Origin of the sequence: Comamonas sp. NLF-1-9 (assembly GCF_019195435.1) — a bacterium.
Classification (GTDB): Bacteria; Pseudomonadota; Gammaproteobacteria; order Burkholderiales; family Burkholderiaceae_C; genus Comamonas_C.
This window is the reverse complement of record NZ_CP078069.1, coordinates 1,920,555-1,941,052: the sequence shown is the minus strand read 5'-3', so window position 1 is coordinate 1,941,052 and position 20,498 is coordinate 1,920,555. Positions and strand designations below refer to the sequence as shown.

The window sequence follows — 20,498 nt, the reverse complement described above, 5'->3', positions numbered from 1 at the left end:
GCAGATGCCAAGGGACAGCAAAGACGTCATCGTGGGCCTGGATATCGGCACGGCCAAGATCATGGTCGCCGTGGCCGAGGTGCTCGAGGGCGGCGGGCTCAAGCTGGCCGGCCTGGGCGTGGCCCCGAGCAACGGTTTGAAGCGCGGCGCGGTGGTGAACATCGAGGCCACGGTGCACAGCATCCAGCAGGCGCTCAAGGAGGCCGAGCTGATCGCAGACTGCAAGATCCAGCGCGTCTACACCGGCATCACCGGCAACCACATCCGCGGGCTGAATTCCGCCGGCATGGTGGCGATCAAGGACAAGGAAGTTTCCCAGGCCGACGTGGCGCGCGTGGTCGAGACGGCCAAGGCGGTGAACATCTCCAGCGACCAGCGCTTGCTGCTGGTGGAGCCGCAGGAGTTCGTGATCGACGGCAACGAGGTCAAGGAGCCGATAGGCATGAGCGGCATCCGCCTGGAGGCCAAGGTGCACATCGTCACCGGCGCACAGGCGGCGGCCGAGAACATCATCAAGTGCGTGCGCCGCTGCGGGCTGGAGGTCGAGCAGCTCTTGCTCAACCCGCTGGCCAGCAGCCAGGCGGTGCTGACCGACGACGAGCGCGAGCTCGGCGTAGCCGTGGTGGACATCGGCGCGGGCACGACCGACATCGCCATCTTCGCGGGCGGCGCGATCCGCCACACCGCCGTGCTGCCGATCGCGGGCGACCTGATCACCAGCGACATCGCGATGGCGCTCAGAACCCCGACCAAGGACGCCGAGGACATCAAGGTCGAGCACGGCTGCGCCAAGCAGTTGCTGGCCGACCCCGAGGCGCAGGTGGAGGTGCCGGGCCTGGGCGACCGCGACCCGCGCATGCTCACGCGCCAGGTGCTCGCGGGCGTGATCGAGCCGCGCGTGGAAGAGATCTTCCAGCTGGTGCAGCAGGTGATACGCGACTCGGGCTTTGAGGAGGTGCTGTCCTCGGGGATAGTGCTCACCGGCGGCTCCAGCGTCATGCCGGGCATGGTGGAGCTGGGCGAGGACATCTTTCTCAAACCCGTGCGCCGCGGCTTGCCGCACTACGCCAACGCACTGTCCGACATGGTCGCCCAGCCGCGCGCCGCCACGGTCATGGGCCTGCTTGAAGAGGGGCGCATCGCCCACATGCGCGGCTTCAAGGTGGCGTCCAAGAACGGCTCGATGAAGACCGCCCTGGGCCGCTTCAAGGATTTCATCGTGGGGAACTTCTGATGCATTCCCTTGAGCCGCATCGCGCCTTTCCCCTTCTCTCGCATCGCCTGCGCGCTGCGGGAAGGGGGGCGGCGCCAGCGCGGTGCGGCGGCCCTTGCGCGGCGGCCGCTGGCCTGGCGCACTCACGTATGGCAAGGATCAGCAAGATCAACATCCGCCAGATTTGCTGCGCCGGCAGCAGACCCGCCCGGCGCAAGCGCGGCCGATGGCGATGTTGCGGCCGACCTCCTCCGCCCGCGCGCGAGCGTCCGATCGATTCCCGTTTTTCATCCGTTTCCAGCGTTTTTCACATCCCATCAGGAGCAAGCACATGGCCATCGAAATGATCGAGACCGAAGAATTCAACCAGGGCACGCAGATCAAGGTGATAGGCGTGGGCGGCGGTGGCGGCAATGCCGTGGAGCACATGATTGCGCGCGGCGTGCAGGGCGTGCAGTTCGTCTGCGCCAACACCGATTCGCAGGCGCTGCTGCGCAGCTCGGCGCACCAGACGGTGCAGCTGGGCGCCAACGGCCTGGGCGCAGGCAGCAAGCCGGAGAAGGCGCACGAGGCGGCCGAGCTTGCCGAGGACGACATCCGCCAGGCGATTGCCGGCTCGCACATGCTCTTCATCACCGCCGGCATGGGCGGGGGCACGGGCACGGGCGCGGCGCCGGTGATCGCGCGCATCGCCAAGGAGATGGGCATCCTCACCGTGGGCGTGGTCACCAAGCCCTTCGCCTGGGAAGGCAGCCGGCGCATGAAGAACGCCGATGAGGGCCTGGCGGACCTGGAAGCCAACGTCGATTCGCTGATCGTCGTGCTCAACGAGAAGCTGCTCGAGGTGCTGGGCGACGACATCACCCAGGAAGAAGCCTTTGCCCACGCCAACGACGTGCTCAAGAACGCCGTGGGCGGCATTGCCGAGATCATCAACGAGTACGGCCAGATCAACGTCGACTTCGAGGACGTGCGCACCGTGATGGGTGAGCCCGGCAAGGCCATGATGGGAACGGCCACGGCCAACGGGCCGGACCGCGCGCGCATCGCCGCCGAGCAGGCGATCGCCTGCCCGCTGCTGGAGGGCATAGACCTCTCGGGCGCCAAGGGCGTGCTGGTGCTGGTGACGGCGAGCAAGGGCAGCCTCAAGCTCTCCGAATCGCGCCTGGCGATGAACACCATCAACGCCTACGCCTCGCCCGATGCGCACGTGATCTTTGGCGCCGCCTACGACGACAGCCTGGGCGACGAGATCCGCGTGACCGTGGTGGCGACCGGCCTGTCCAACGCCGCCGCGCGCCGCCAGAACATCCAGGTGGTGCAGGGCGGGCAGCGCACCGGCACCGACAACCTGGCTTATGTGCCCGCGACCATGGCCGCGGCCATCGGCAGCGGCGGGGTGCGCGGCGACTACAACAGCATGTCGGTGCCCAGCGTGTGGCGCAACAACCGCTCGCAGGCCAGCGCGCGGGTGGACGCGATGTCCTCGGGCGGCATGGACGAGCTGGAAATCCCGGCCTTTTTGCGCAAGCAGGCCGATTGATGGCGCTCTGCGCCTGAGGTGTTTGGCGCCTTCCCTTCTGTCTCTGCGCGCCTTGCGCTCAGGGCGGGGGGCGCTGCGGGTGCGTGCGCAGGCGCTTGTTTTCTATCGAAGCGATAGCGGCGCCGCGCCGGCCGACAAGCCGGCACGCCACTAAAATCGCCGCATGCTGCAGCAACGCACGATCAAGACGCTGACCCGCTCCGTGGGCGTGGGCCTGCACAGCGGCCAGCGCGTGGAGCTGACGCTGCGCCCGGCGGCGCCCGATACCGGCATCGTGTTTCGGCGCATCGACCTGCCCGAGCCGGTGGACATCCCCGTCTCGGCCGAATCGGTCGTCGATACGCGCATGGCCTCTACCATAGGCGCGCGCGGCGCCAAGGTGCATACCGTCGAGCACTTGATGTCCGCCTGCGCGGGCCTGGGGCTGGACAATCTCTACGTGGACATCACCGCCGAGGAAGTGCCCATCCTGGACGGCTCTTCGGCCTCCTTCGTGTTCCTGCTGCAGTCGGCCGGCGTGCAGCTGCAGAACGCGCCCAAGCGCTTCATGCGCATCAAGCGCCCCGTCGAGGTGCGCCAAGGCGAGGGCCAGCAGCTCAAGTGGGCGCGCCTGGACCCCTACCACGGCTACAAGCTGCGCTTCGAGATCGATTTTGCGCACCCCGCGGTCGACTCTACCGGCCAGCGCGCCGAGTTCGATCTGGGCAGCGGCAACTACGCGCGCGACATTGCGCGCGCGCGCACCTTCGGCTTCACCAAGGATGTGGAGATGCTGCGCGCCAGCGGCCTGGCGCTGGGCGGCGGGCTGGACAACGCCATCGTCATGGACGACTACAAGGTGCTCAACAGCGACGGCCTGCGCTACGACGAGGAGTTCGCGCGCCACAAGATCCTCGATGCAATGGGCGACCTCTACCTCATCGGCCATCCGCTGCTTGCCGCCTACAGCGCCTTTCGCAGCGGCCACGCGCTGAACAACCAGTTGCTGCGCGCGCTGCTGGCCCAGCCCGACGCCTGGGAGCTGGTGAGTTTTGGCAGCGAGCGCGAGGCGCCCCAGGGCTTTGCGCGGCCGGTGGCGGCCTGGTGAAGCAAGGGCAAGGCTGAAGGCTTGCGCCCCACGGCGCCCCGGAGCTATTTTTTCAGCGGAATCGGCGTTGCCGGATCGATCGCCACGGCAGTGACGCTGTTTTGCGGCGAGCCGTCGATCAGCTTGTCCGAATACGTCAGATAGACCAGCGCATTGCGCTTTTCATCGACCATGCGCACCACGCGCAGGCGCTTGAAGACCAGCGAGATGCGCTCGCTGAACACCTGCTCCTGCTGCTTGAGCGGCTGGGCAAAGCCGACAGGCCCGACCTGGCGGCAGGAGATCGAGGCCTCGGCGCGGTCTTCGGCCAGACCAAGCGTGCCCTTGATGCCGCCCACGCGGGCGCGCGAAAGATAGCAGGTGACGCCCTGCACGCGCGGGTCATCGTAGGCTTCGACCACGATGTCGTGGTCGCGCCCCAGCCACTGAAAAGCGGTGTCCACGCTGCCTATGCGCTCGCCCGAGGCCGCGGCGGCAAGGCCCGCGAGCAGCAAGGCGGCGCCGGCCGCAAACAGGCGTGTCCCGCGCTTCACAGGTGCGGCTCCTGGCAGCGCCGCTGCAGGTGGGCGAGCGACTCCTGCACCTGATCGACCAGCACCAGGCACAGGTCGCCCGGCCTGAGGCGCGCCAGCGCGTGGTCGATGGCGAGGAACTCGCCATGGATCTCGGTGATGTAGCTGGCCCGGCTTGCGCCCTTCAGGCCCTTGTGCAGCAGCGCCAGCACCTCGCCGTCGGCGCGCCCGCGCTGGCAGGCGTCCTGGTAGAGGATGACCTCGTCAAAGCTCGTGCCCAGCACCTCGGTCTGTTCGCTGATGTCCTGGTCGCGCCGGTCGCCGGCGCCGGAAATCACCACGCTGCGCCGCGCTGCCGGCATGGTCTGCGTGGCCTGCACCAGCGCGCGGATCGCGTCCGGGTTGTGGCCGTAGTCGGCGATGATGGTCGCGCCGTGGTAGTCCATGACATTGAAGCGCCCGGGCACGGCATCGGCGCTGCTTTCAAAGCTGGCCAGACCGCGGCGCACCGTCTCCCAGGGCAGGCCGCTGGCCCAAGCGGCGGCCGTGGCGGCCATGGCGTTCTCTACCTGAAAGCCGATCAGCCCGCCGTGGGTGATGGGGATGTCGCGCAGCGCGATGCTCTCGCGCCAGGAACCCTCGGCGGCAACGATGCGCCCTTCGTCCACATAGACCACGCGCCCGCCCTGGGCGCGGTGCGTGATCATCACCGGATGGTGGCGGTCGGGGGCGAAGAAGATCACCTTGCCGGGGCACAGATGCGCCATGGCCGCGCAATGCGGGTCGGCCGCGTTGAGCACCGCGTAGCCGCCGGGCGCGACGTTTTGCACGATCACCCGCTTCAGGACGGCCACGTCCTCCACCGTCATGATGTAGTTCAGCCCCAGATGGTCGCCCGCGCCGATGTTGGTGACCACGGCCACCTGGCATTGGTCAAAACCCAAACCCTCGCGCAGGATGCCGCCGCGCGCGCATTCGAGCACCGCCGCTTCGGTGTCGGGGTGGGCCAGGGCGTTGCGCGCGCTCCTGGGGCCGGAGCAGTCGCCGCTGTCGATCTGGCGCCCGCCGACGTACACGCCGTCGGTGTTGGTCATGGCGGTGGTCCAGCCGTGGGCGCTCATCAGGTGGGCGATCAGGCGCGTGGTGGTGGTCTTGCCGTTGGTGCCGGTCACGGCCACCACCGGAATGCGCCCGTCCTCACCCGGGGCGAACAGCGCATCGACCATGGGCACGCCGACGTTGCGCGGCTTGCCGTAGGAGGGCGAAAGGTGCATGCGCAGCCCCGGCGCGGCGTTCACCTCGACGATGCCGCCGCCTTGCTCCTCCAGGGGCTTCAGCATGGATTCGCAAATCACGTCCACGCCGCAGATGTGCAAGCCTATGGTCTGCGCCGCGTCCACCGCGCGCGCGGCGATGTCGGGGTGCACGTCGTCGGTCACGTCCGTGGCGCTGCCGCCGGTAGACAGGTTGGCGTTGTGGCGCAGCACCACGCGCTGACCCTGGGCCGGCACGGATTCGGGCGTCATACCTTCACTGGCCAGGCGCGCCAGGGCGATGTCGTCCAGACGCACCTTGGTCAGCGCCGTGCCATGGCCGCTGCCGCGGCGCGGGTCCTGGTTGACGATGTCGACCAGCTCGCGCACGGTGTGCTCGCCGTCGCCCAGCACCTGCGGCGGCTCGCGCCGGGCCGCGGCCACCATCTGGTTGCCCACCACCAGCAGGCGAAAGTCGTGCCCGGGCAGAAAGCGCTCGACCATGACTTCGCTGCCGTATTCGAGCGCCGTCGCCCAGGCGGCCTGCAACTGCTCGCGCGTGCTGATGTTCACCGTCACGCCCTTGCCCTGGTTGCCGTCGCGCGGCTTGACCACTACCGGCAGGCCCACTTCCTGCGCCAGTGCCCAGGCGTCCTCCAGGTCGCGCACCGGCCGGCCCAGCGGCACCGGCACGCCTGCGGCGTGCAGCAGGCGCTTGGTCAAGTCCTTGTCCTGGGCGATGGATTCGGCCACCGCGCTGGTCATGTCGAGTTCGGCCGCCTGGATGCGCCGCGCCTTCACGCCCCAGCCCAGTTGCACCAGCGAGCCCGAAGTCAGGCGCCGGTAGGGTATGCCGCGCGCCAGGGCCGCGTCGATGATGTTGCGCGTGGACGGGCCCATGCGCACCTCTTGGTCGAGCTCGCGCAGCTCGGCCAGCGTGGCGGCGGTGTCGTAGGGCGTGTCGGCCAGGGCCGCGCGGATCAGTTGCTCGGCTTCGAGCATGGCGCGCCGCCCGACCTCCTCCTCGGTGTATTCGACCACCACCTGGTAGGTGTCTTTTTCCACCGTCTCGTGGGTGCGGCTGAAGGTGACGTGGCAGCCCGCCTGCGCCTGCAGCTGGCGCGCGGCCGCCTCCAGCACGTGCGCCAGCGAGACCGCCTGATCCGTCCCCTGCGGCATGAGCGTGCCGACCTCGGGAAAGCGCGCGCGCAGGCGCTCCTCGAAGGGCGAGCCCTTGCCTATGTCGTGCTCGCTCGCATCGCAGTGGACGATGGTTTCTATGGCGGTGCTGCGCGTCCAGAGGTTGGGGCCACGCAAGGCGCGGGTGCGAAGGATTTGCATGGTTGAAATTCAAATGAAATCGGGGTTTTTCGCTTGTGGGGTCTGCGCTTGCAGCTATCAAAATTTGTATTCAAAAGTCTTGATGCCGGCCGCGATCAGGTCGGGCGCTATGCCCAGCGCCCAGGCGCAGGCGCTGGCCGCCAGCAGCGCCGCGGGCTCGGGGCTGTCGCCCTGGGCGGCGCGCAGGGCGGACAGGCGCCCGAGCACGCGCTCCTTGGCGCCGGTCGCCAGCACCAGGTCTTCGCCGCGCAGGAAGACGGCGCGGGCGCTGGCGCTCTGGCGGTGCGTGGCGATGACGGGGTTGTCGGCCGACAGCGCATAGGGCAGCACCTCGCCGTCGCACAGCACGGCGAGCTCGGCCACGCTGGCGACGTCGGCGTTCAACACCCCCGTGCCGTGGGGCAGCACCACGTCGATCTGGGTGCGCAGCACGCGCACCATCTGCTCGGCGGTGCGCACGTCGTGGTCGGCCAGCTGCTCCCAGCCGTCCATGTCGGTCACCAGGCCCACCAGGCAGCGGTCGTAGGCCAGGCCTTCCTGCAATATGGAGCGCGCGCTGGTTTGCACCACCGCCGCTTCGGCCAGGCGGTTGGTCAGCAGCCGATGGGCGCCGGCCCAGTTGGCGGTGTCTATCTTCTGCGTCTGGCGACCGGCGATGAACATGCCCTCGCTGCTGGCGATGCCGGTGAGCTTGCCCGACAACTGCAGCATCCAGCCCACGAGGCGCGCGATGAAGGCGCTGTGCCGCGCACCCGCGACGCCGACGATGGGGATGCGCCCGGCGTCGCTGCCCGGCTCGCTGCTGCCGGGAAACAGGTGCTCGGCGATCGCCTGGCCCACGGGGCGCGGCGCGCCGCTGGAGGGCTTGAGGTGCATCAGCAGGCCCGGCCCGGCGTTGACTTCGAGGATGGCGCCGTCCTGCTCCTTCATCGGGCGGCCCGCGTCCTTGAGGATCACGTCCATGCCGGCAATGTCCAGCCCCACCACGCGCGCGGCCAGCTCGGCGTAGTGGGCCACGTCCGGGTGCAGCTCGTCGGTGCAGTCGATGGCCATGTTGCCGTTGCGCTGTAGCAGCACCTGGCGGCCGGGCGCGGGCACGGTCTCGGGCGTCACCTCCTGGCGCGCAAGTTCAAGCTGAATGTTGGGCAGTTGCAAATCCAGCAGTTCCAGCGGGTATTCCTCTTCGATGCCGCGGCGCGGATCGCGGTTGAGCTCGGCCACCAGCTCGGCGAGCGTGCGCTTGCCGTCGCCGGTGACGAAGACCTGCTCGCCGCGGCAGGCCGCCACCACCTTGCCGCCCACCACCAGCAGGCGGTGCTCGGTGCCTTGCACATAGCGCTCGACGATGACCTGCGAGCCTTCGCGCTCGGCCAGTGCAAAGGCGGCGTGGATGTTCTCCTGCTTGTACAGCTCCAGGGTCACGCCGCGCGCGTGGTTGCCGTCGCTGGGCTTGACGGTGACGGGCAGGCCGATGTCCTGCGCCGCTTCCCAGGCCTCGTCGGCGCTGGCCACGATCACGCCTTCGGGCACGGGCACGCCGGCAGCGGCCAGCAGGCGCTTGGTCAAGTCCTTGTCCTGGGCGATGCCTTCGGCGATCGCGCTGGTCTGGTCGGTCTCGGCGGTCCAGATGCGCCGCTGCGCCGCGCCGTAGCCCAGCTGCACCAGGTTGCCATCGTTCAGGCGCACGTGCGGAATGCGCCGCTCCTGCGCCGCGTCCACGATGCAGGCGGTGCTCGGGCCCAGGTAGTTGTCGTCGATTGCGGTCTTGATCGCCTGGATGGCCGCCTTGAGGTCGAAGGGCTGGTCGTTGATCGCCGCCATGATCAGCGCGTGGCCGCGCGCCAGCGCCTCGCGCGCCACCGCTTCTTCGGGGCAGCGAAACACCATGCGGTAGGTGCCGCTGGTGGAGGTTTCGCGCGTCTGGCCGAACTTGACCGGCATGCCCGAGAGGTTGAGCAGCTCGATGATCACGTGCTCCAGCACATGCCCCATCCAGGTGCCCTCGTGCAGCCGCTCGATGAAGCCGCCGCGCGTGCCCACGCCGCAGTGGTGCTCGATCAGGTCGGGCAGCCAGGCGCTGAGGCGCTCATTGAAGCCCGCGAGCAGGTTGGACGGGTATTGCTCCAGCTCGCCCAGCGCCAGCCAGACTTCCAGCACCGGCTGGTAAGTCCAGATGCTGGGTCCGCGCAGGTAAGTGGTGCGCAGCAGTTGTATGTCTTCAAAGCGTGGCATGGGTCAGGCGTGGATGGTGGAGTGCGGGCCGCCGCAGGGCGAAAAGCGCGATGATGCTACAAGCCGCTGTCAGCCGCCGCGCAGGTGGCGGCGTTACTCTGGACTGCGGCATGCAAAAGGCCGGGAAACGAGCCCGCGCCCCGGCGCATCGCCCACGGGCGGCCTGGACCGGCCGCCGTGTTCAAGAATCGAGCAATGCAACATCACCGTGAGACGGGCGCCCCGCGCGCCCTGGCAGATTCCCTGAAAACCGATTGGCAAGACATGCTTGCACCCAGCGAGAACGTGCTGGCCGTGCTGCAGGTTGACCTGGACGATGAGCTGCACTTTGGCGCCACCACGCTGGCCCTGACCGAGCGGCGCCTGCTGGCGCGCAGCAGCGCCGGCGCGCTGCGCGAATGGCCGCTCACGCCCGCGCTGGGCCTGCAGGAGTTCGACGCCTCGGGCGTGGGCACGCTGGAGCTGCACGACGCCCATAGGCGCCTGGCGCTGTGGCGCTTCACGCTCACCCACCACCCGCGGGCGCTGGATTTTCAGCACCAGTTCCAGCGCGCCGTCGCCGCGCTGGGCCAGCCCGGCGGCCTGGCCCCCGAGCCCGAAGACGGCCAGAACTGCCCGCACTGCCACACGCCGCTGCCCGAGGGCAGCGACGAATGCCCGGTCTGCGGCGTGCGCGAGGAAGAGCCGCGCGCCTCCACCTGGGTGCTGCTGCGGCTGTGGCGCTTTGCCCGGCCCTACCAGAAACAGCTGCTGCTGGGTTTCGTGCTCACGCTCTTGTCCACCGCCGCGACGCTGGTGCCGCCCTACCTCACGATTCCCTTGATGGACGAGGTGCTGATCCCGTTTCAGGACGGCAAGAACATTCCCGTCTCCACCGTCGTGCTGTACCTGAGCGGCCTGCTTGCCGCGGCGCTCGTCGCCTGGGGCCTGGGCTGGGCGCGCACCTATGTGCTGGCGCTCGTGTCCGAGCGCATCGGCGCGGACTTGCGCACCGCCACCTACGAGCACCTGCTGCGCCTGTCGCTGGACTACTTCGGCAGCAAGCGCACCGGCGACCTGATGGCGCGCATAGGCTCGGAGACCGACCGCATCAACGTCTTCCTGTCGCTGCACGCGCTCGACTTCGCCACCGACGTCTTGATGATGGTGATGACCGCGGTCATCCTGGTGTCGATCAACCCCTGGCTCGCGCTGGTCACTCTGGTGCCGCTGCCCTTCATCGCCTGGATGATCCACAGCGTGCGCGACCGCCTGCGCACCGGCTTCGAGAAGATGGATCGCATCTGGAGCGAGGTGACCAATGTGCTGGCCGACACCATCCCCGGCATCCGCGTGGTCAAGGCCTTTGCCCAGGAGGCGCGCGAAGCCGAGCGCTTTCGCGTGGCCAACCAGCGCAACCTCGCGGCCAACGACCGGCTGAACAAGACCTGGAGCCTGTTTTCTCCCACGGTGACGCTGGCTACCGAGATCGGCCTGCTCGTGGTCTGGGCCTTCGGCATCTGGCTGGTCGCGGGCGGGCAGATCACGGTCGGTGTGCTTACCGCCTTTCTCGCCTACATCGGGCGTTTTTACACGCGGCTCGATTCAATGAGCCGCATCGTTTCGGTCACGCAGAAGGCCGCGGCCGGCGCCAAGCGCATCTTCGACATCCTGGACCACGTGAGCAATGTGCCGGACCCGGCCAACCCGGTGCGCCTGCCGCGCATCGCTGGCGCGATCGAGCTCAGGGACGTGGTGTTTCGCTACGGCAGCCGCACCGTGATCAAGAACCTCTCGCTGTCGATACGGCCGGGCGAGATGATCGGCCTGGTAGGCCACAGCGGCTCGGGCAAGAGCACGCTGGTGAACCTGATCAGCCGCTTTTCCGACGTGGCCGATGGATCCATCAGCGTCGATGGCGTCGACATCCGCCGCCTGGCGGTGAGCGACTGGCGCCGCCACATCGGCCTGGTGCTGCAAGAGCCCTTCCTGTTCTTCGGCACCGTGGCCGAGAACATCGCCTACGGCAAGCCCGAAGCCACGCGCGCCGAGATCATCGCCGCCGCGCGCGCCGCGCATGCGCACGACTTCATCCTGCGCCTGCCGCTGGGCTACGACTCGCTGGTGGGCGAGCGCGGCCAGGGCTTGTCGGGCGGCGAGCGCCAGCGCATCAGTATTGCGCGCGCGCTCCTGATCGATCCGCGCGTGCTCATCCTCGACGAGGCGACCTCGGCCGTCGATACCGAAACCGAGAAGGAAATCCAGACGGCGCTGGACAACCTGGTGCAGGGGCGCACCACGATCGCGATCGCCCACCGCCTGTCCACGCTGCGCAAGGCCGATCGCCTGGTGGTCATGGACCGCGGCGAGATCGTCGAGGTCGGCCCGCACGATGAACTCATGGAGCGCGAAGGCGCCTACTGGCGCCTGTACCAGGCCCAGGCCCGGCGCGCCGCCGAAGAAGAAGGGGTGGCCGCATGAGCCGCTTGTTTGAACTGCAACGCAACGCCCACGGCCGGCTGGTGCTGCACCTGGCCGATGGCAGCGAGCACGTGGGCGTGACGCCGGTGCGCGCCTTTCCGATCGCCGCGCCCGACGAAGGTCTGTCGCTCGTCGGCCCCGAGGGCAAGGAGCTCATCTGGATAGAGCGCCTGGCGGATCTGCCCGCGCCGGTGCGCGCCTTGGTCGAAGAAGACCTGCGGGTGCGCGAGCTCGTGCCCGAGATCCGACGCATCGTCTCGGTGTCGAGCTTTTCCACGCCCAGCACCTGGCAGGTGCAAACCGACCGCGGCACGACCAGCTTCGTGCTCAAGGGCGAAGAAGACATCCGCCGCCTGGCCGAGCGCACGCATCTGCGCATCAGCGCGAGCGACGGACTGCAACTGCAGATCCCTGACCTGCGCCAACTGGACAAGGCCTCGCGCAAACTGCTTGAGCGGTTTTTATAGCTGCTCGCGCAATCCTACAAAGGCTTTGCGTCGGATTTGATGTCCAGGCTCTGGCGGCTTGGGCGAGGGCGAAACCGAACTAATTTGTAACAAAAGACAAAATAGCCTTTATTTGCCCTTTTGTTTGCCGTTATGCAGGTACGACGTAGTGCTAGCTGTATCTGCTGGTCGCTGCCGCCCTCAAGGAGCACGCCATGCCACTATCACCTGTAGACCGAAGTGCCGCGCAGTGGACGCAACTGCGTCCGCAAAGCGACCTGTACTCCACAGGCGCTTCTGGCGCGGTGCCGGTGCGCCCGATCAACCCCGCCAACGCGGTCGAATCCACCGACGCGCTGGGCGGCGGCGCCATCGTGCGCCTGTCCGAAAAAGCCGGCGTGCCCGAACCGGTGCAGCGCGACTGGACCCTGGCCGAGGTCGAGAAGGAAAAACCCAAGATCGAAGAACCGCCGCCGCGCGAGCCGCCGCTGTACCAGCAACTGATAGACATCGTGCAATCGATGTGGCGCGCCAGCGGCCAGGCGGTGCAGATCGCCGAAGAAATGAACCAGACCACGCTCACCGACCGGCTGAACCAGCAGGTGCCGCCGCCCCCGCGCGAGCAGCCCTTGACCTACGCCGACCCTTCGGTCAAGCGCTCGGGCGGTCTGTGATGACCTGAGCGCCGGCCGCAGGGCCGCGCTTTCCGCGCACGCCTGGTGGGGAGGGCGCGGTTTTCTTCTTCGTACCGGGGTAGCCTTCGCGCTACCCTTTTTCTTGCCCGCTCGCCGCCAGCAGCCCGGCCACATGGCCGGCCGGCACATGCCGGGCGGCGCTCAGCACATGGCCGCGCTGGTCGTCGAAGAAAAAATCGGGCTCGAACTCGCGCAGGAACGGGCCTTTTTCAAGGCCGCCCAAAAACATCGCCTCGTCTACCGTGATGCCCCAGTCGAGCAGGGTGCGTACCGCGCGCTCGTGCGCCGGCGCGCTGCGTGCCGTGACCAGCGCGGTGCGGATGCGCATGGTCTGCGAGGCTTCGGCCTGCTGCTGCAGGTGGTGCAGCGCCGCCAGCAGCGGCTTGAAGGGGCCGCCGGCCAGCGGGGTGGTGGCCAGCTCGGTCTCGTGCTGCACGAAGGCGGGCAGGCCACCCTGCTGGTAGACGCGCTCGGCCTCGTCGGAAAACAGCACCGCGTCGCCATCGAAGGCAATGCGCACTTCCTGCGGGTAGTGCTGGCCGGCGGGGCGCGATTCGGTCAGCACGCGCGCGGCCGGAAAACCCATGGACAGCGCCTGCTGCACGTCCGCCGCATTGGCCGACAAAAACAGGTGGGCGCCGAGCGGGCGCAGATAGCCGAAGGGGTCTCTGCCGCGCGTGAACACGCCGCGCTCTATGCGCATGCCCGCCGCCTGGGCCGAGGCGAACACACGCAGCCCGCTGGCCGGGTCGTTGCGCGAGAGCATCACCACCTCCACGCGCTGCGCCGCGTCGGTATTGAAGGCGAGCAGCTTCTTGACCAGCGCAAAGGCCACGCCCGGCCCCGGCGGCTGCTGCACGCGCTCGAGCTGGTAGTGCATGTAGCCGGCTTCGTCGCCGGTCTCGAACAGGCGGTTTTCCTCCTCGAAGTCGAACAGCGCACGCGAGGAGATCGCGACGACGAGCTTGCCGCTCAGGGTGCTTGCCATGGTCTTCTACTTGACGAACTGGTTGAGCTCGATGATGGGCTGCAGCACCGCCAGCACGATGAGCATCACGACCAGGCCCATGGCGACGATGAGCAGAGGCTCGAGGATGGTGGCCAGCTGCAGCGCGCGCCGCTGCACCTCGGCGCCCATCTGGCGCGCGGCGCGCTCGAGCATGAGGGGCAGCTGCCCGGTCTGCTCGCCCAGGCGCGCGAACATTGCCAGCAGCGACGGAAAACGCTTGGTGCGCGCCAGCGCCGAAGCCAGCGGCGCGCCCTCGCGCACCAGCGTGAGCGCCTCCAGCGCATCGGCGCGCAGCGCCTGGTTGGACAGCGTCTCGGCCGCCGCCTGCAGCGCCTTCAGAATGGGCACGCCCGCGCCCGCGAGCATGGCCAGCGTCCCGGCAAAACGCGCCGCGTTGTAGCCGCGCGCCAGCCGCCCGAGCACCGGCAAGCGCAGCCACCAGGCATCGAACTTTTGATGAAAACCGGCGTTTTTCAAGGCCAGGCGTACGCTGACCGCTATTGCCACGATAGCGAGCAACACCAGCCAGCCATAGTCGCGCACGAAGTCGCTGATCGCCAGCATCGCCACCGTGAGCAGGGGCAGCGCGCGCTTGCTGCCGGCAAACACGCTGGCCACCTGCGGCACCACGTAGCCGACCAGAAACAGCACGATGGCAATCGCCACCACGGTGACGATGGCCGGGTACAGCGCCGCGCCGATCAGCTTGCCGCGCAGTTGCTGGCGCTCTTCCAGGTCGTCGGCCAGGCGCTCGAGCACCTGGGCCAGGCCCCCGCTCGCCTCGCCCGCGCCGATCACCGCGCAGTAGATCGGCGAGAACTCGCGCGGAAACTGCGCCAGCGCCCGGGCAAACGGGCTGCCGGCGTTGACCTCGGCGCGCAAGGTGGCCAGTAGCTGGCGCTGGCCTTCATCCTCGGCCTCGTCGGCCAGCGCGGTGAGCGCGCGCTCCAGTTGCAGGCCAGAGCCGACCAGCCCGGCGAGCTGGCGCGTCCACACGGCCAGCGTGGTGGCGTTGAATACCGGGCGGGTGAGCAGGCGCTGAAGCAGCGTGGGCGGGGCGCTGTCGCTGCCCTGCAGCGTGCCCACTTCCAGCGGCACCAGTGCCTGCGCGCGCAGCAGGCTGCGTGCGGCGCGCGCGGTATCGGCCTCCAGCGTGCCGCGGCGCACGCGGCCTTCGCTGTCCAGGGCTTCAAAGGAAAAGGCAGGCATGGAAAGACCGATGCTGATTGTGCGGACTCAATCGCCCGCGCCCAGTGCCTGCGCCGCGATCTCCAGCGAGCGCAGGCGCAGCGCCGGCTCGAAGACGTCGCAGCTCAGCATGAATTCGTCGGCCTGCGTGGCCCGGGCGATGGCGGCAAAGCCCTCGCGCACCGTGTCCGGGCCGCCGATCACGGCCAGCGCCAGGAAGTCCGCGATCGCCGAACGTTCGGCCTCGCCCAGGCTGGCCATGAAGCCGGGCACCGGCGGCGCCAGCAGGCCGCGCCGGCCGGTGACTATGCCCAGCACGCGCTGCTGGATGCTGCTGGCCAGCAGCTCGGCCTCTTCGTCCGTGGGCGCGGCCACCAGCGGTACGCCGATGAGGGTGTAGGGCTTTGCCAGCACCTTGGACGGGCGGAACTGGCGGCGGTACAGCTCCAGCGCGGGCAGCAGCAGGCGCGGCGCGAAATGCGATGCAAAGGCGTAGGGCAGTCCCCTCTCGGCCGCCAGCTGGGCGGAAAACAGGCTCGAACCCAGCAGCCAGATCGGCACCTCGGTGCCCGCGCCAGGCACCGCGGTAATCGCCTGCCCCGGCTGCGCCGGCCCGAGCAGGCGCTGCAGCTCGGCCACGTCGCGCGGAAAGTCCGCTTCGGTCTCCACGCGGTCGCGGCGCAGCGCGCGCATGGTGGCGCGGTCGGTGCCGGGCGCGCGCCCCAGGCCCAGGTCTATGCGCCCGGGGTAGAGGCTGGCCAGCGTGCCGAAGGCTTCGGCCACCACCAGCGGCGCGTGGTTGGGCAGCATCACCCCGCCCGAGCCGACGCGAATGCGCGCGGTCTGCCCGGCCACATGGCCCACGAGCACCGCGGTGGCCGAGCTTGCGATGCCCGGCATGTTGTGGTGTTCGGCCAGCCAGTAGCGGGCAAAGCCCAGTTGCTCAGCCTTGCGGGCGGTGCGCACGGCGGTGGCGATCGCCTCGGCGGGCGTGCCGCCTTCGCGCACCGCCACCAGGTCCAGCATGGAGAGTTTCGGAGTCTTCATGGCTGCAGATTGTGCCGGGGCCCGCATGGGTTGGGCGGGCCTGCCGATAATGGCCATTGCATGCACAACGGAGATGGACCATGGGATTGGTATTGAGCAGCAGCGACGTGGCCGAGCAGCAGACGCTGGCCAGAACCTTCGTGCACAGCGCCATGGGCGCGGGCGGCGACAACGTCTCGCCGCAACTGGCCTGGAGCGGCGTGCCCGAGGGCACTAAGAGCTTTGCCTTGACGATGTACGACCCCGACGCGCCCACCGGCTCGGGCTGGTGGCACTGGGTGGTCTACGACATCCCGGCGGATTGCGCCGGCCTGCCGCGCGGCGCGGGCAACCCGGGCGGCGCGCTGCCTGCCGGGGCGAAGCAGGGTCGCACCGACTTTGGCAGCAAGGAATACGGTGGCGCCGCGCCGCCTCCCGGCCATGGCCCGCACCGCTACGTCTTCACGCTGCATGCGCTGAACGTGGACAAGCTCGATGTGCCTGACGATGCGTCGGCGGCCTACGTGGGCTTCATGATCCACTTTGCCCGGCTGGGCGAGGCAAGACTCACCGCGCGGTACGAGCGCTGATCGAGGGCGCCGCCGGGGCGGCTCTGTGCATGCCGCGCAAGCCCCTCACCCCTCCCTCTCCCCAAAGGGGCGAGGGCGATAACGGTCTTTTTCCCTCCCCCTCTGGGGGAGGGCAGGGGTGGGGGCCAGCGGCGGTGGCTCAAACCGAAGCCTCCGGTGGCACGGACTTGCTAATCGCGCGTCACGCGCAGCACCTCTTCGCGGCTGGTGATGCCGCTGGCGATCAGCCGCTCCGCGTCCTCGCGCATCAACTGCATGCCTGCGGCTTGCGCCTGGGCGCGGATTTCGGCCTCGCCCGCCTGGCGGTGGATCAGGCTGCGGATTGCATCGTCTACCGTCAGCAGCTCGAACACGCCCGTGCGTCCCTGATAGCCCGTCTGCCCGCAGGCTTCGCAGCCCGCGCCACGGCACTGGGTGCACAGCTTGCGCACCAGCCGCTGGGCCAGCGCGCCCAGCAGCGATGACGACAGCAAAAAGGGCTCCACCCCCATGTCGATCAGCCGCGTGACGGCGCTGGCCGCGTCGTTGGTGTGCAGCGTGGCCAGCACCAGGTGGCCGGTGAGGCTGGCCTGGATGGCGATCTGCGCGGTCTCGAAGTCGCGGATCTCGCCGATCATGATCACGTCCGGGTCCTGACGCAGGATGGCGCGCAGCGCCTTGGCAAAGGTGAGTTCTATGCGCGCATTCACCTGCGTCTGGCCGACGCCCGGCAGCTCGTACTCGATCGGGTCTTCCACCGTCATGATGTTGCTGCGCGCCGCGTCCAGGCGCGAGAGTGCGGCGTACAGCGTCGTCGTCTTGCCCGAGCCGGTGGGGCCGGTGACCAGCAGGATGCCGTGCGGCTGGGCGATCAGATGCTCAAAGCGTGCCAGTACCTCGCCCTGCATGCCCACGGCCTGCAGGCTGAGCTTGCTCTCGCTCTTGTCCAGCAATCGCAAGACGGCGCGCTCGCCGTGCGCATTGGGCAGGGTGGAAACGCGCACGTCGATGGCGCGCGTGCCCAGGCGCAGGCTGATGCGCCCGTCCTGCGGCAAGCGTTTTTCGGCGATATCGAGGTCCGCCATGATCTTCAGGCGGCTGATCAGCGCCGCGTGCAGCGCGCGGTTGGGCTGCACCACTTCGCGCAGCTGGCCGTCGACGCGAAAGCGCACGCTGGAGTGGCGCTCGTAGGGTTCGATGTGGATGTCGCTCGCGCCGTCGCGCGCCGCCTGCGTGAGCAGGGCGTTGAGCATGCGGATGATGGGCGCGTCGCCCGCGCTCTCCAGCAGGTCTTCCACTGCGGGCAGCTCCTGCATCATGCGCGAGAGATCCGCCTCCTCCTGCACCTCGCTCACCACGGTGGCGGCGCTCGACTCGCTTTGCGCATAGGCCGCGCTGATGCGCTGCGCGAGCTCGGGCGCAGGCAGGGGCAGCAGCTGGGCGACGGCGTGCTTGCGCATGACCTCCGACAGCGCGGCGGCGCTGGGCTCGGGGCCGTGCCAGAGCAGCAGTTGCTGGCCGTCGTCTTCCAGCAGCAGCTGGCTGGCGCGCGCAAAGGCGTAGGGCAGGGGGTGGCGCATCGCACTCAGGGGCTCGGTGGCAGGTCGCCCGAAAGCGGCATCTGCTGCGCGGCGGGCGCCGGCTGCAGCGGCGGCGGCGCGGCGGCCGGCATGCCGCCCGGGGGCAGCGGCAGCGGCACGCCCGCGGGCGCGCCGGCGCCGGGCAGCGGGGGCAGCAGCGGCGCATCGCTCACGCCGCGCAGCACTGCGCGCTGCTCGGGCTGGCTGGCCTGCTGCAGCGCGCGTATGGCTTCGTAGCGGTCCATCACCAGGGTGTCGCTGGTGGCGTTGTCGCGCACCACCACGGGGCGCAGGAAGATCATCAGGTTGGACTTCTGGCGCGTGCGCGATTCGCTGCGAAACAGGTTGCCCACCACCGGCACGTCGCCGAGCACCGGCACCTTGTCCTCGCCCAGCGAATACGCGTCTTCGAGCAGACCGCCGAGCACGATGATGTTGCCGTCGTCGACCAGCACCGTCGATTCGATCGAGCGCTTGTTGGTCGAAGGCCCGTAGGTGCTGGCAAGCGTGGACTTGTCCACGTTGGACACCTCCTGGTAGAGCGTGAGCTTGACGGTGCCGTTCTCGTTGATCTGCGGGCGCACGCGCAGCATCAGGCCCACGTCCTTGCGGTCCACCGTGGTGAAGGGGTTGACCGAGCCGTTGTTGCCGCCGGTGTTGGTGTACTGGCCGGTGGGAAAGGGCACGTTCTCGCCGACGATGATCTGCGCCTCCTCGTTGTCCAGCGTCAGCAGGTTCGGCGTGGACAGCACGTTGGCGCTGCCGCTGTTTTCCAGGAAGTTGGCCAGCGCCCCGAGGTAGTACTTGCCGTTGATGCGCGGCGCGATGGCGGCGTTGAAGCCAGCGCTCGGCCGTGCCTTGGCAAGGGCCGCCGGGTCGCCGCTGGCGGCGGCCAGCGCCATGTCCAGGATGTTGGTGCCGGCCACGCCCGAGTTGCTGCCCAGCAGGCCGAGCGTGCCGCCATAGCGCCCGAACACGCCCTGCCACTGGATGCCGAACTCGGCCACCTTGTTGGCGCTGACCTCGACGATCAGGCTCTCGATCAGCACCTGGGCGCGCCGCCCGTCGAGCTTGTCGATGACGGCGCGAATCTGCCGGAACAGCGGCTCGGGCGCGGTGATGATGAGCGAATTGGTCGCCGGGTCGGCCTGGATGATGCCGCCGGTGGAAATGGCTTCGGGCGGGGCGCCCACGCCGCTGGCTGCGCTGCTGCCAAGGCCTCCGGCGGCTGCCGCGCCCAGGCCGGTCGCCGCGCCGATGCCGCCCGCACCCAGGCCCCCGGCGCCGCGCAGACGGGCGGCGCCGGCGCTCGCGGCGCTGGCCGGGGCGGCCGCGCCCGCGCCTTCATGCGCCGGCGCCTCGGCCGCCAGCGCGGCGCGCAGCGTGGTGGCCAGGCGCACCGCGTCGGCGTTCTTCAGATAGACCACGTGGATGTTGCCGCTGGCGGCGCCGCTGGTACTGATGGCCGGCTGGTCCAGTTGCGCTACCAGCGCGCGCACCTGCGCCAGGCGCGCCGGGTTGGCCGCGCGCACGATCAAGGCGTTGCTGCGCGGCTCGGCCAGCAGCGTGGTCTTGAATGCGCCGTCCGCCTGGGCCTGCACCGCGGCGGGCGCGCCGGGCGTGCCGAAGGCGGGTGTGCCGCCTTCGATCAGGCGCGCCACCAGCGGCGCGAGCTCGGAGGCGATCGCATGGCGCAGCGGTATCACCTCCAGGTCGGTCGCATGCGCCACGTCCATCGCGGCGATGATGCGTGCAATGCGCTGCAGGTTGTCCGCATAGTCGGTGATCACCAGCGAGTTGTTGCCCGGGTTGGCGTTGATGGTGTTGTTCGGGCTGATCAAGGGGCGCAGCACCGGCACCAGGTTGTTGGCGTTCTCGAAGTTGAGCTTGAAGATCTGCGTGACGATCTGCCCGCCCGCGGCCACGCCCTTGCCGCCGCCTTCGGACACGCTGACCACGCCGGTTTGCAGCTTGGCGTCGGCCTCGGGCACCACCTTGTACAGGCCGCCGGACTCGACCACCGTATAGCCCTGCAGGCGCAGCGCCGCCAGGAACTGGTTGAAGGCCTGCATCGGCGGCACCGGGTTTTCCGTCGACAGCGTGATCTGGCCCTTCACCCGCGGGTCCACCACCACGTTGCGCCCGGTGATGGTGGCCATGGTGCGCGCCACCGCGTCAATGTCGGCGTTGGCGAAGTTCAGCGTCACCGGCTCGCTCGCCTGCACGCTGCTCGCAGCCCGCGCGGGTTTTGCATGATTTTGGCCGCTAGCGCCCGTCCATACAGCGCAAACAGCTATCAAAAATATAGTTTGCCGCAGCAAGAGCAAGGGCCGGATGTGCATGA

General features: G+C 69.0%; 15 protein-coding genes. 7 read left to right on the top strand and 8 right to left on the bottom strand.

What is annotated here, in order from left to right; all coding sequences use genetic code 11:
• Window positions 1-4 precede the first annotated feature (4 nt).
• The 3 genes from ftsA (at window position 5) to lpxC (ending at window position 3,843) form a co-directional block, all read left to right on the top strand.
• Complete coding sequence (gene ftsA, locus KUD94_RS09335; protein WP_146912947.1) at window positions 5-1,234, top strand: cell division protein FtsA; 1,230 nt, start codon at window positions 5-7, stop codon at window positions 1,232-1,234.
• Between the two features lie 310 nt (window positions 1,235-1,544).
• Complete coding sequence (gene ftsZ / locus KUD94_RS09330) at window positions 1,545-2,756, top strand: cell division protein FtsZ (RefSeq protein WP_218236891.1); 1,212 nt, start codon at window positions 1,545-1,547, stop codon at window positions 2,754-2,756.
• A 163-nt stretch (window positions 2,757-2,919) separates the two neighbouring features.
• Window positions 2,920-3,843: a UDP-3-O-acyl-N-acetylglucosamine deacetylase gene (gene lpxC / locus KUD94_RS09325; RefSeq protein ID WP_218236889.1), complete on the top strand. Its 924-nt coding sequence runs from the start codon at window positions 2,920-2,922 to the stop codon at window positions 3,841-3,843.
• Window positions 3,844-3,887: 44 nt separating this feature from the next.
• Here the strand turns inward: lpxC and KUD94_RS09320 are convergent, their stop codons facing one another.
• The 3 genes from KUD94_RS09320 to cphA (KUD94_RS09310) are packed head-to-tail and all read right to left on the bottom strand — an operon-like array spanning window position 3,888 to window position 9,181.
• A complete protein-coding gene (locus KUD94_RS09320) occupies window positions 3,888-4,376 on the bottom strand; it encodes a CreA family protein (RefSeq protein ID WP_218236887.1) in 489 nt (162 codons plus the stop codon).
• Window positions 4,373-6,949: a cyanophycin synthetase gene (cphA, locus tag KUD94_RS09315; protein ID WP_218236885.1), complete on the bottom strand. Its 2,577-nt coding sequence runs from the start codon at window positions 6,947-6,949 to the stop codon at window positions 4,373-4,375. The genes KUD94_RS09320 and cphA (KUD94_RS09315) overlap by 4 nt, the downstream gene beginning before the upstream one ends.
• Before the next feature lie 57 nt (window positions 6,950-7,006).
• The gene (cphA, locus tag KUD94_RS09310; RefSeq protein WP_218236883.1) at window positions 7,007-9,181 is read right to left on the bottom strand and encodes a cyanophycin synthetase; all 2,175 of its coding nucleotides are present in this window, start codon (window positions 9,179-9,181) and stop codon (window positions 7,007-7,009) included.
• Between the two features lie 264 nt (window positions 9,182-9,445).
• Between cphA (KUD94_RS09310) and KUD94_RS09305 the strand changes: the two genes are divergently transcribed.
• The 3 genes from KUD94_RS09305 to KUD94_RS09295 all read left to right on the top strand — a co-directional run bounded on the left by KUD94_RS09305 (window position 9,446) and on the right by KUD94_RS09295 (window position 12,761).
• Window positions 9,446-11,641 carry an ABC transporter transmembrane domain-containing protein gene (locus KUD94_RS09305; RefSeq protein WP_255569232.1) on the top strand — a complete coding sequence of 732 codons (2,196 nt, stop codon included), beginning with the start codon at window positions 9,446-9,448 and terminating at the stop codon, window positions 11,639-11,641.
• Window positions 11,638-12,108: a DUF1854 domain-containing protein gene (locus KUD94_RS09300; protein ID WP_218236879.1), complete on the top strand. Its 471-nt coding sequence runs from the start codon at window positions 11,638-11,640 to the stop codon at window positions 12,106-12,108. The genes KUD94_RS09305 and KUD94_RS09300 overlap by 4 nt, the downstream gene beginning before the upstream one ends.
• Before the next feature lie 194 nt (window positions 12,109-12,302).
• A complete protein-coding gene (locus tag KUD94_RS09295) occupies window positions 12,303-12,761 on the top strand; it encodes a hypothetical protein (protein WP_218236877.1) in 459 nt (152 codons plus the stop codon).
• Between the two features lie 91 nt (window positions 12,762-12,852).
• Here the strand turns inward: KUD94_RS09295 and KUD94_RS09290 are convergent, their stop codons facing one another.
• The 3 genes from KUD94_RS09290 to KUD94_RS09280 are packed head-to-tail and all read right to left on the bottom strand — an operon-like array spanning window position 12,853 to window position 16,026.
• Window positions 12,853-13,770, bottom strand: a complete 918-nt coding sequence (locus KUD94_RS09290; protein WP_218236876.1) for a 5'-nucleotidase — start codon at window positions 13,768-13,770, stop codon at window positions 12,853-12,855.
• Between the two features lie 6 nt (window positions 13,771-13,776).
• Window positions 13,777-15,000, bottom strand: coding sequence for a type II secretion system inner membrane protein GspF (gene gspF / locus KUD94_RS09285; protein WP_218236874.1), 1,224 nt, complete (start codon window positions 14,998-15,000; stop codon window positions 13,777-13,779).
• A gap of 27 nt (window positions 15,001-15,027) precedes the next feature.
• Window positions 15,028-16,026 carry an LLM class flavin-dependent oxidoreductase gene (locus tag KUD94_RS09280; RefSeq protein WP_218236872.1) on the bottom strand — a complete coding sequence of 333 codons (999 nt, stop codon included), beginning with the start codon at window positions 16,024-16,026 and terminating at the stop codon, window positions 15,028-15,030.
• Between the two features lie 80 nt (window positions 16,027-16,106).
• Between KUD94_RS09280 and KUD94_RS09275 the strand changes: the two genes are divergently transcribed.
• On the top strand, window positions 16,107-16,595 hold the full coding sequence (locus KUD94_RS09275) for a YbhB/YbcL family Raf kinase inhibitor-like protein (RefSeq protein ID WP_218236870.1): 489 nt from the start codon (window positions 16,107-16,109) through the stop codon (window positions 16,593-16,595).
• 170 nt (window positions 16,596-16,765) lie between these two features.
• Here the strand turns inward: KUD94_RS09275 and KUD94_RS09270 are convergent, their stop codons facing one another.
• Together KUD94_RS09270 and gspD are read right to left on the bottom strand one after the other, a co-directional pair.
• On the bottom strand, window positions 16,766-18,154 hold the full coding sequence (locus KUD94_RS09270) for a GspE/PulE family protein (protein WP_218236868.1): 1,389 nt from the start codon (window positions 18,152-18,154) through the stop codon (window positions 16,766-16,768).
• A 5-nt stretch (window positions 18,155-18,159) separates the two neighbouring features.
• Window positions 18,160-20,496 (bottom strand): type II secretion system secretin GspD, encoded by a 2,337-nt coding sequence (gene gspD, locus KUD94_RS09265; protein WP_218236866.1) that lies wholly within the window; start codon window positions 20,494-20,496, stop codon window positions 18,160-18,162.
• Window positions 20,497-20,498: the final 2 nt, after the last annotated feature.

What these genes read in the sequence shown, in the direction of transcription:
- ftsA (WP_146912947.1), top strand. Translation starts at nt 5, where the DNA reads ATGCCAAGGGACAGCAAAGACGTCATCGTGGGCCTGGATATCGGCACG.
- KUD94_RS09305 (WP_255569232.1), top strand. Translation starts at nt 9,446, where the DNA reads ATGCTTGCACCCAGCGAGAACGTGCTGGCCGTGCTGCAGGTTGACCTG.
- cphA (WP_218236885.1), bottom strand. Translation starts at nt 6,949, where the DNA reads ATGCAAATCCTTCGCACCCGCGCCTTGCGTGGCCCCAACCTCTGGACG.
- ftsZ (WP_218236891.1), top strand. Translation starts at nt 1,545, where the DNA reads ATGGCCATCGAAATGATCGAGACCGAAGAATTCAACCAGGGCACGCAG.
- KUD94_RS09300 (WP_218236879.1), top strand. Translation starts at nt 11,638, where the DNA reads ATGAGCCGCTTGTTTGAACTGCAACGCAACGCCCACGGCCGGCTGGTG.
- KUD94_RS09280 (WP_218236872.1), bottom strand. Translation starts at nt 16,026, where the DNA reads ATGAAGACTCCGAAACTCTCCATGCTGGACCTGGTGGCGGTGCGCGAA.
- lpxC (WP_218236889.1), top strand. Translation starts at nt 2,920, where the DNA reads ATGCTGCAGCAACGCACGATCAAGACGCTGACCCGCTCCGTGGGCGTG.
- KUD94_RS09270 (WP_218236868.1), bottom strand. Translation starts at nt 18,154, where the DNA reads ATGCGCCACCCCCTGCCCTACGCCTTTGCGCGCGCCAGCCAGCTGCTG.
- KUD94_RS09290 (WP_218236876.1), bottom strand. Translation starts at nt 13,770, where the DNA reads ATGGCAAGCACCCTGAGCGGCAAGCTCGTCGTCGCGATCTCCTCGCGT.
- cphA (WP_218236883.1), bottom strand. Translation starts at nt 9,181, where the DNA reads ATGCCACGCTTTGAAGACATACAACTGCTGCGCACCACTTACCTGCGC.
- KUD94_RS09275 (WP_218236870.1), top strand. Translation starts at nt 16,107, where the DNA reads ATGGGATTGGTATTGAGCAGCAGCGACGTGGCCGAGCAGCAGACGCTG.
- KUD94_RS09295 (WP_218236877.1), top strand. Translation starts at nt 12,303, where the DNA reads ATGCCACTATCACCTGTAGACCGAAGTGCCGCGCAGTGGACGCAACTG.
- gspD (WP_218236866.1), bottom strand. Translation starts at nt 20,496, where the DNA reads ATGCACATCCGGCCCTTGCTCTTGCTGCGGCAAACTATATTTTTGATA.
- gspF (WP_218236874.1), bottom strand. Translation starts at nt 15,000, where the DNA reads ATGCCTGCCTTTTCCTTTGAAGCCCTGGACAGCGAAGGCCGCGTGCGC.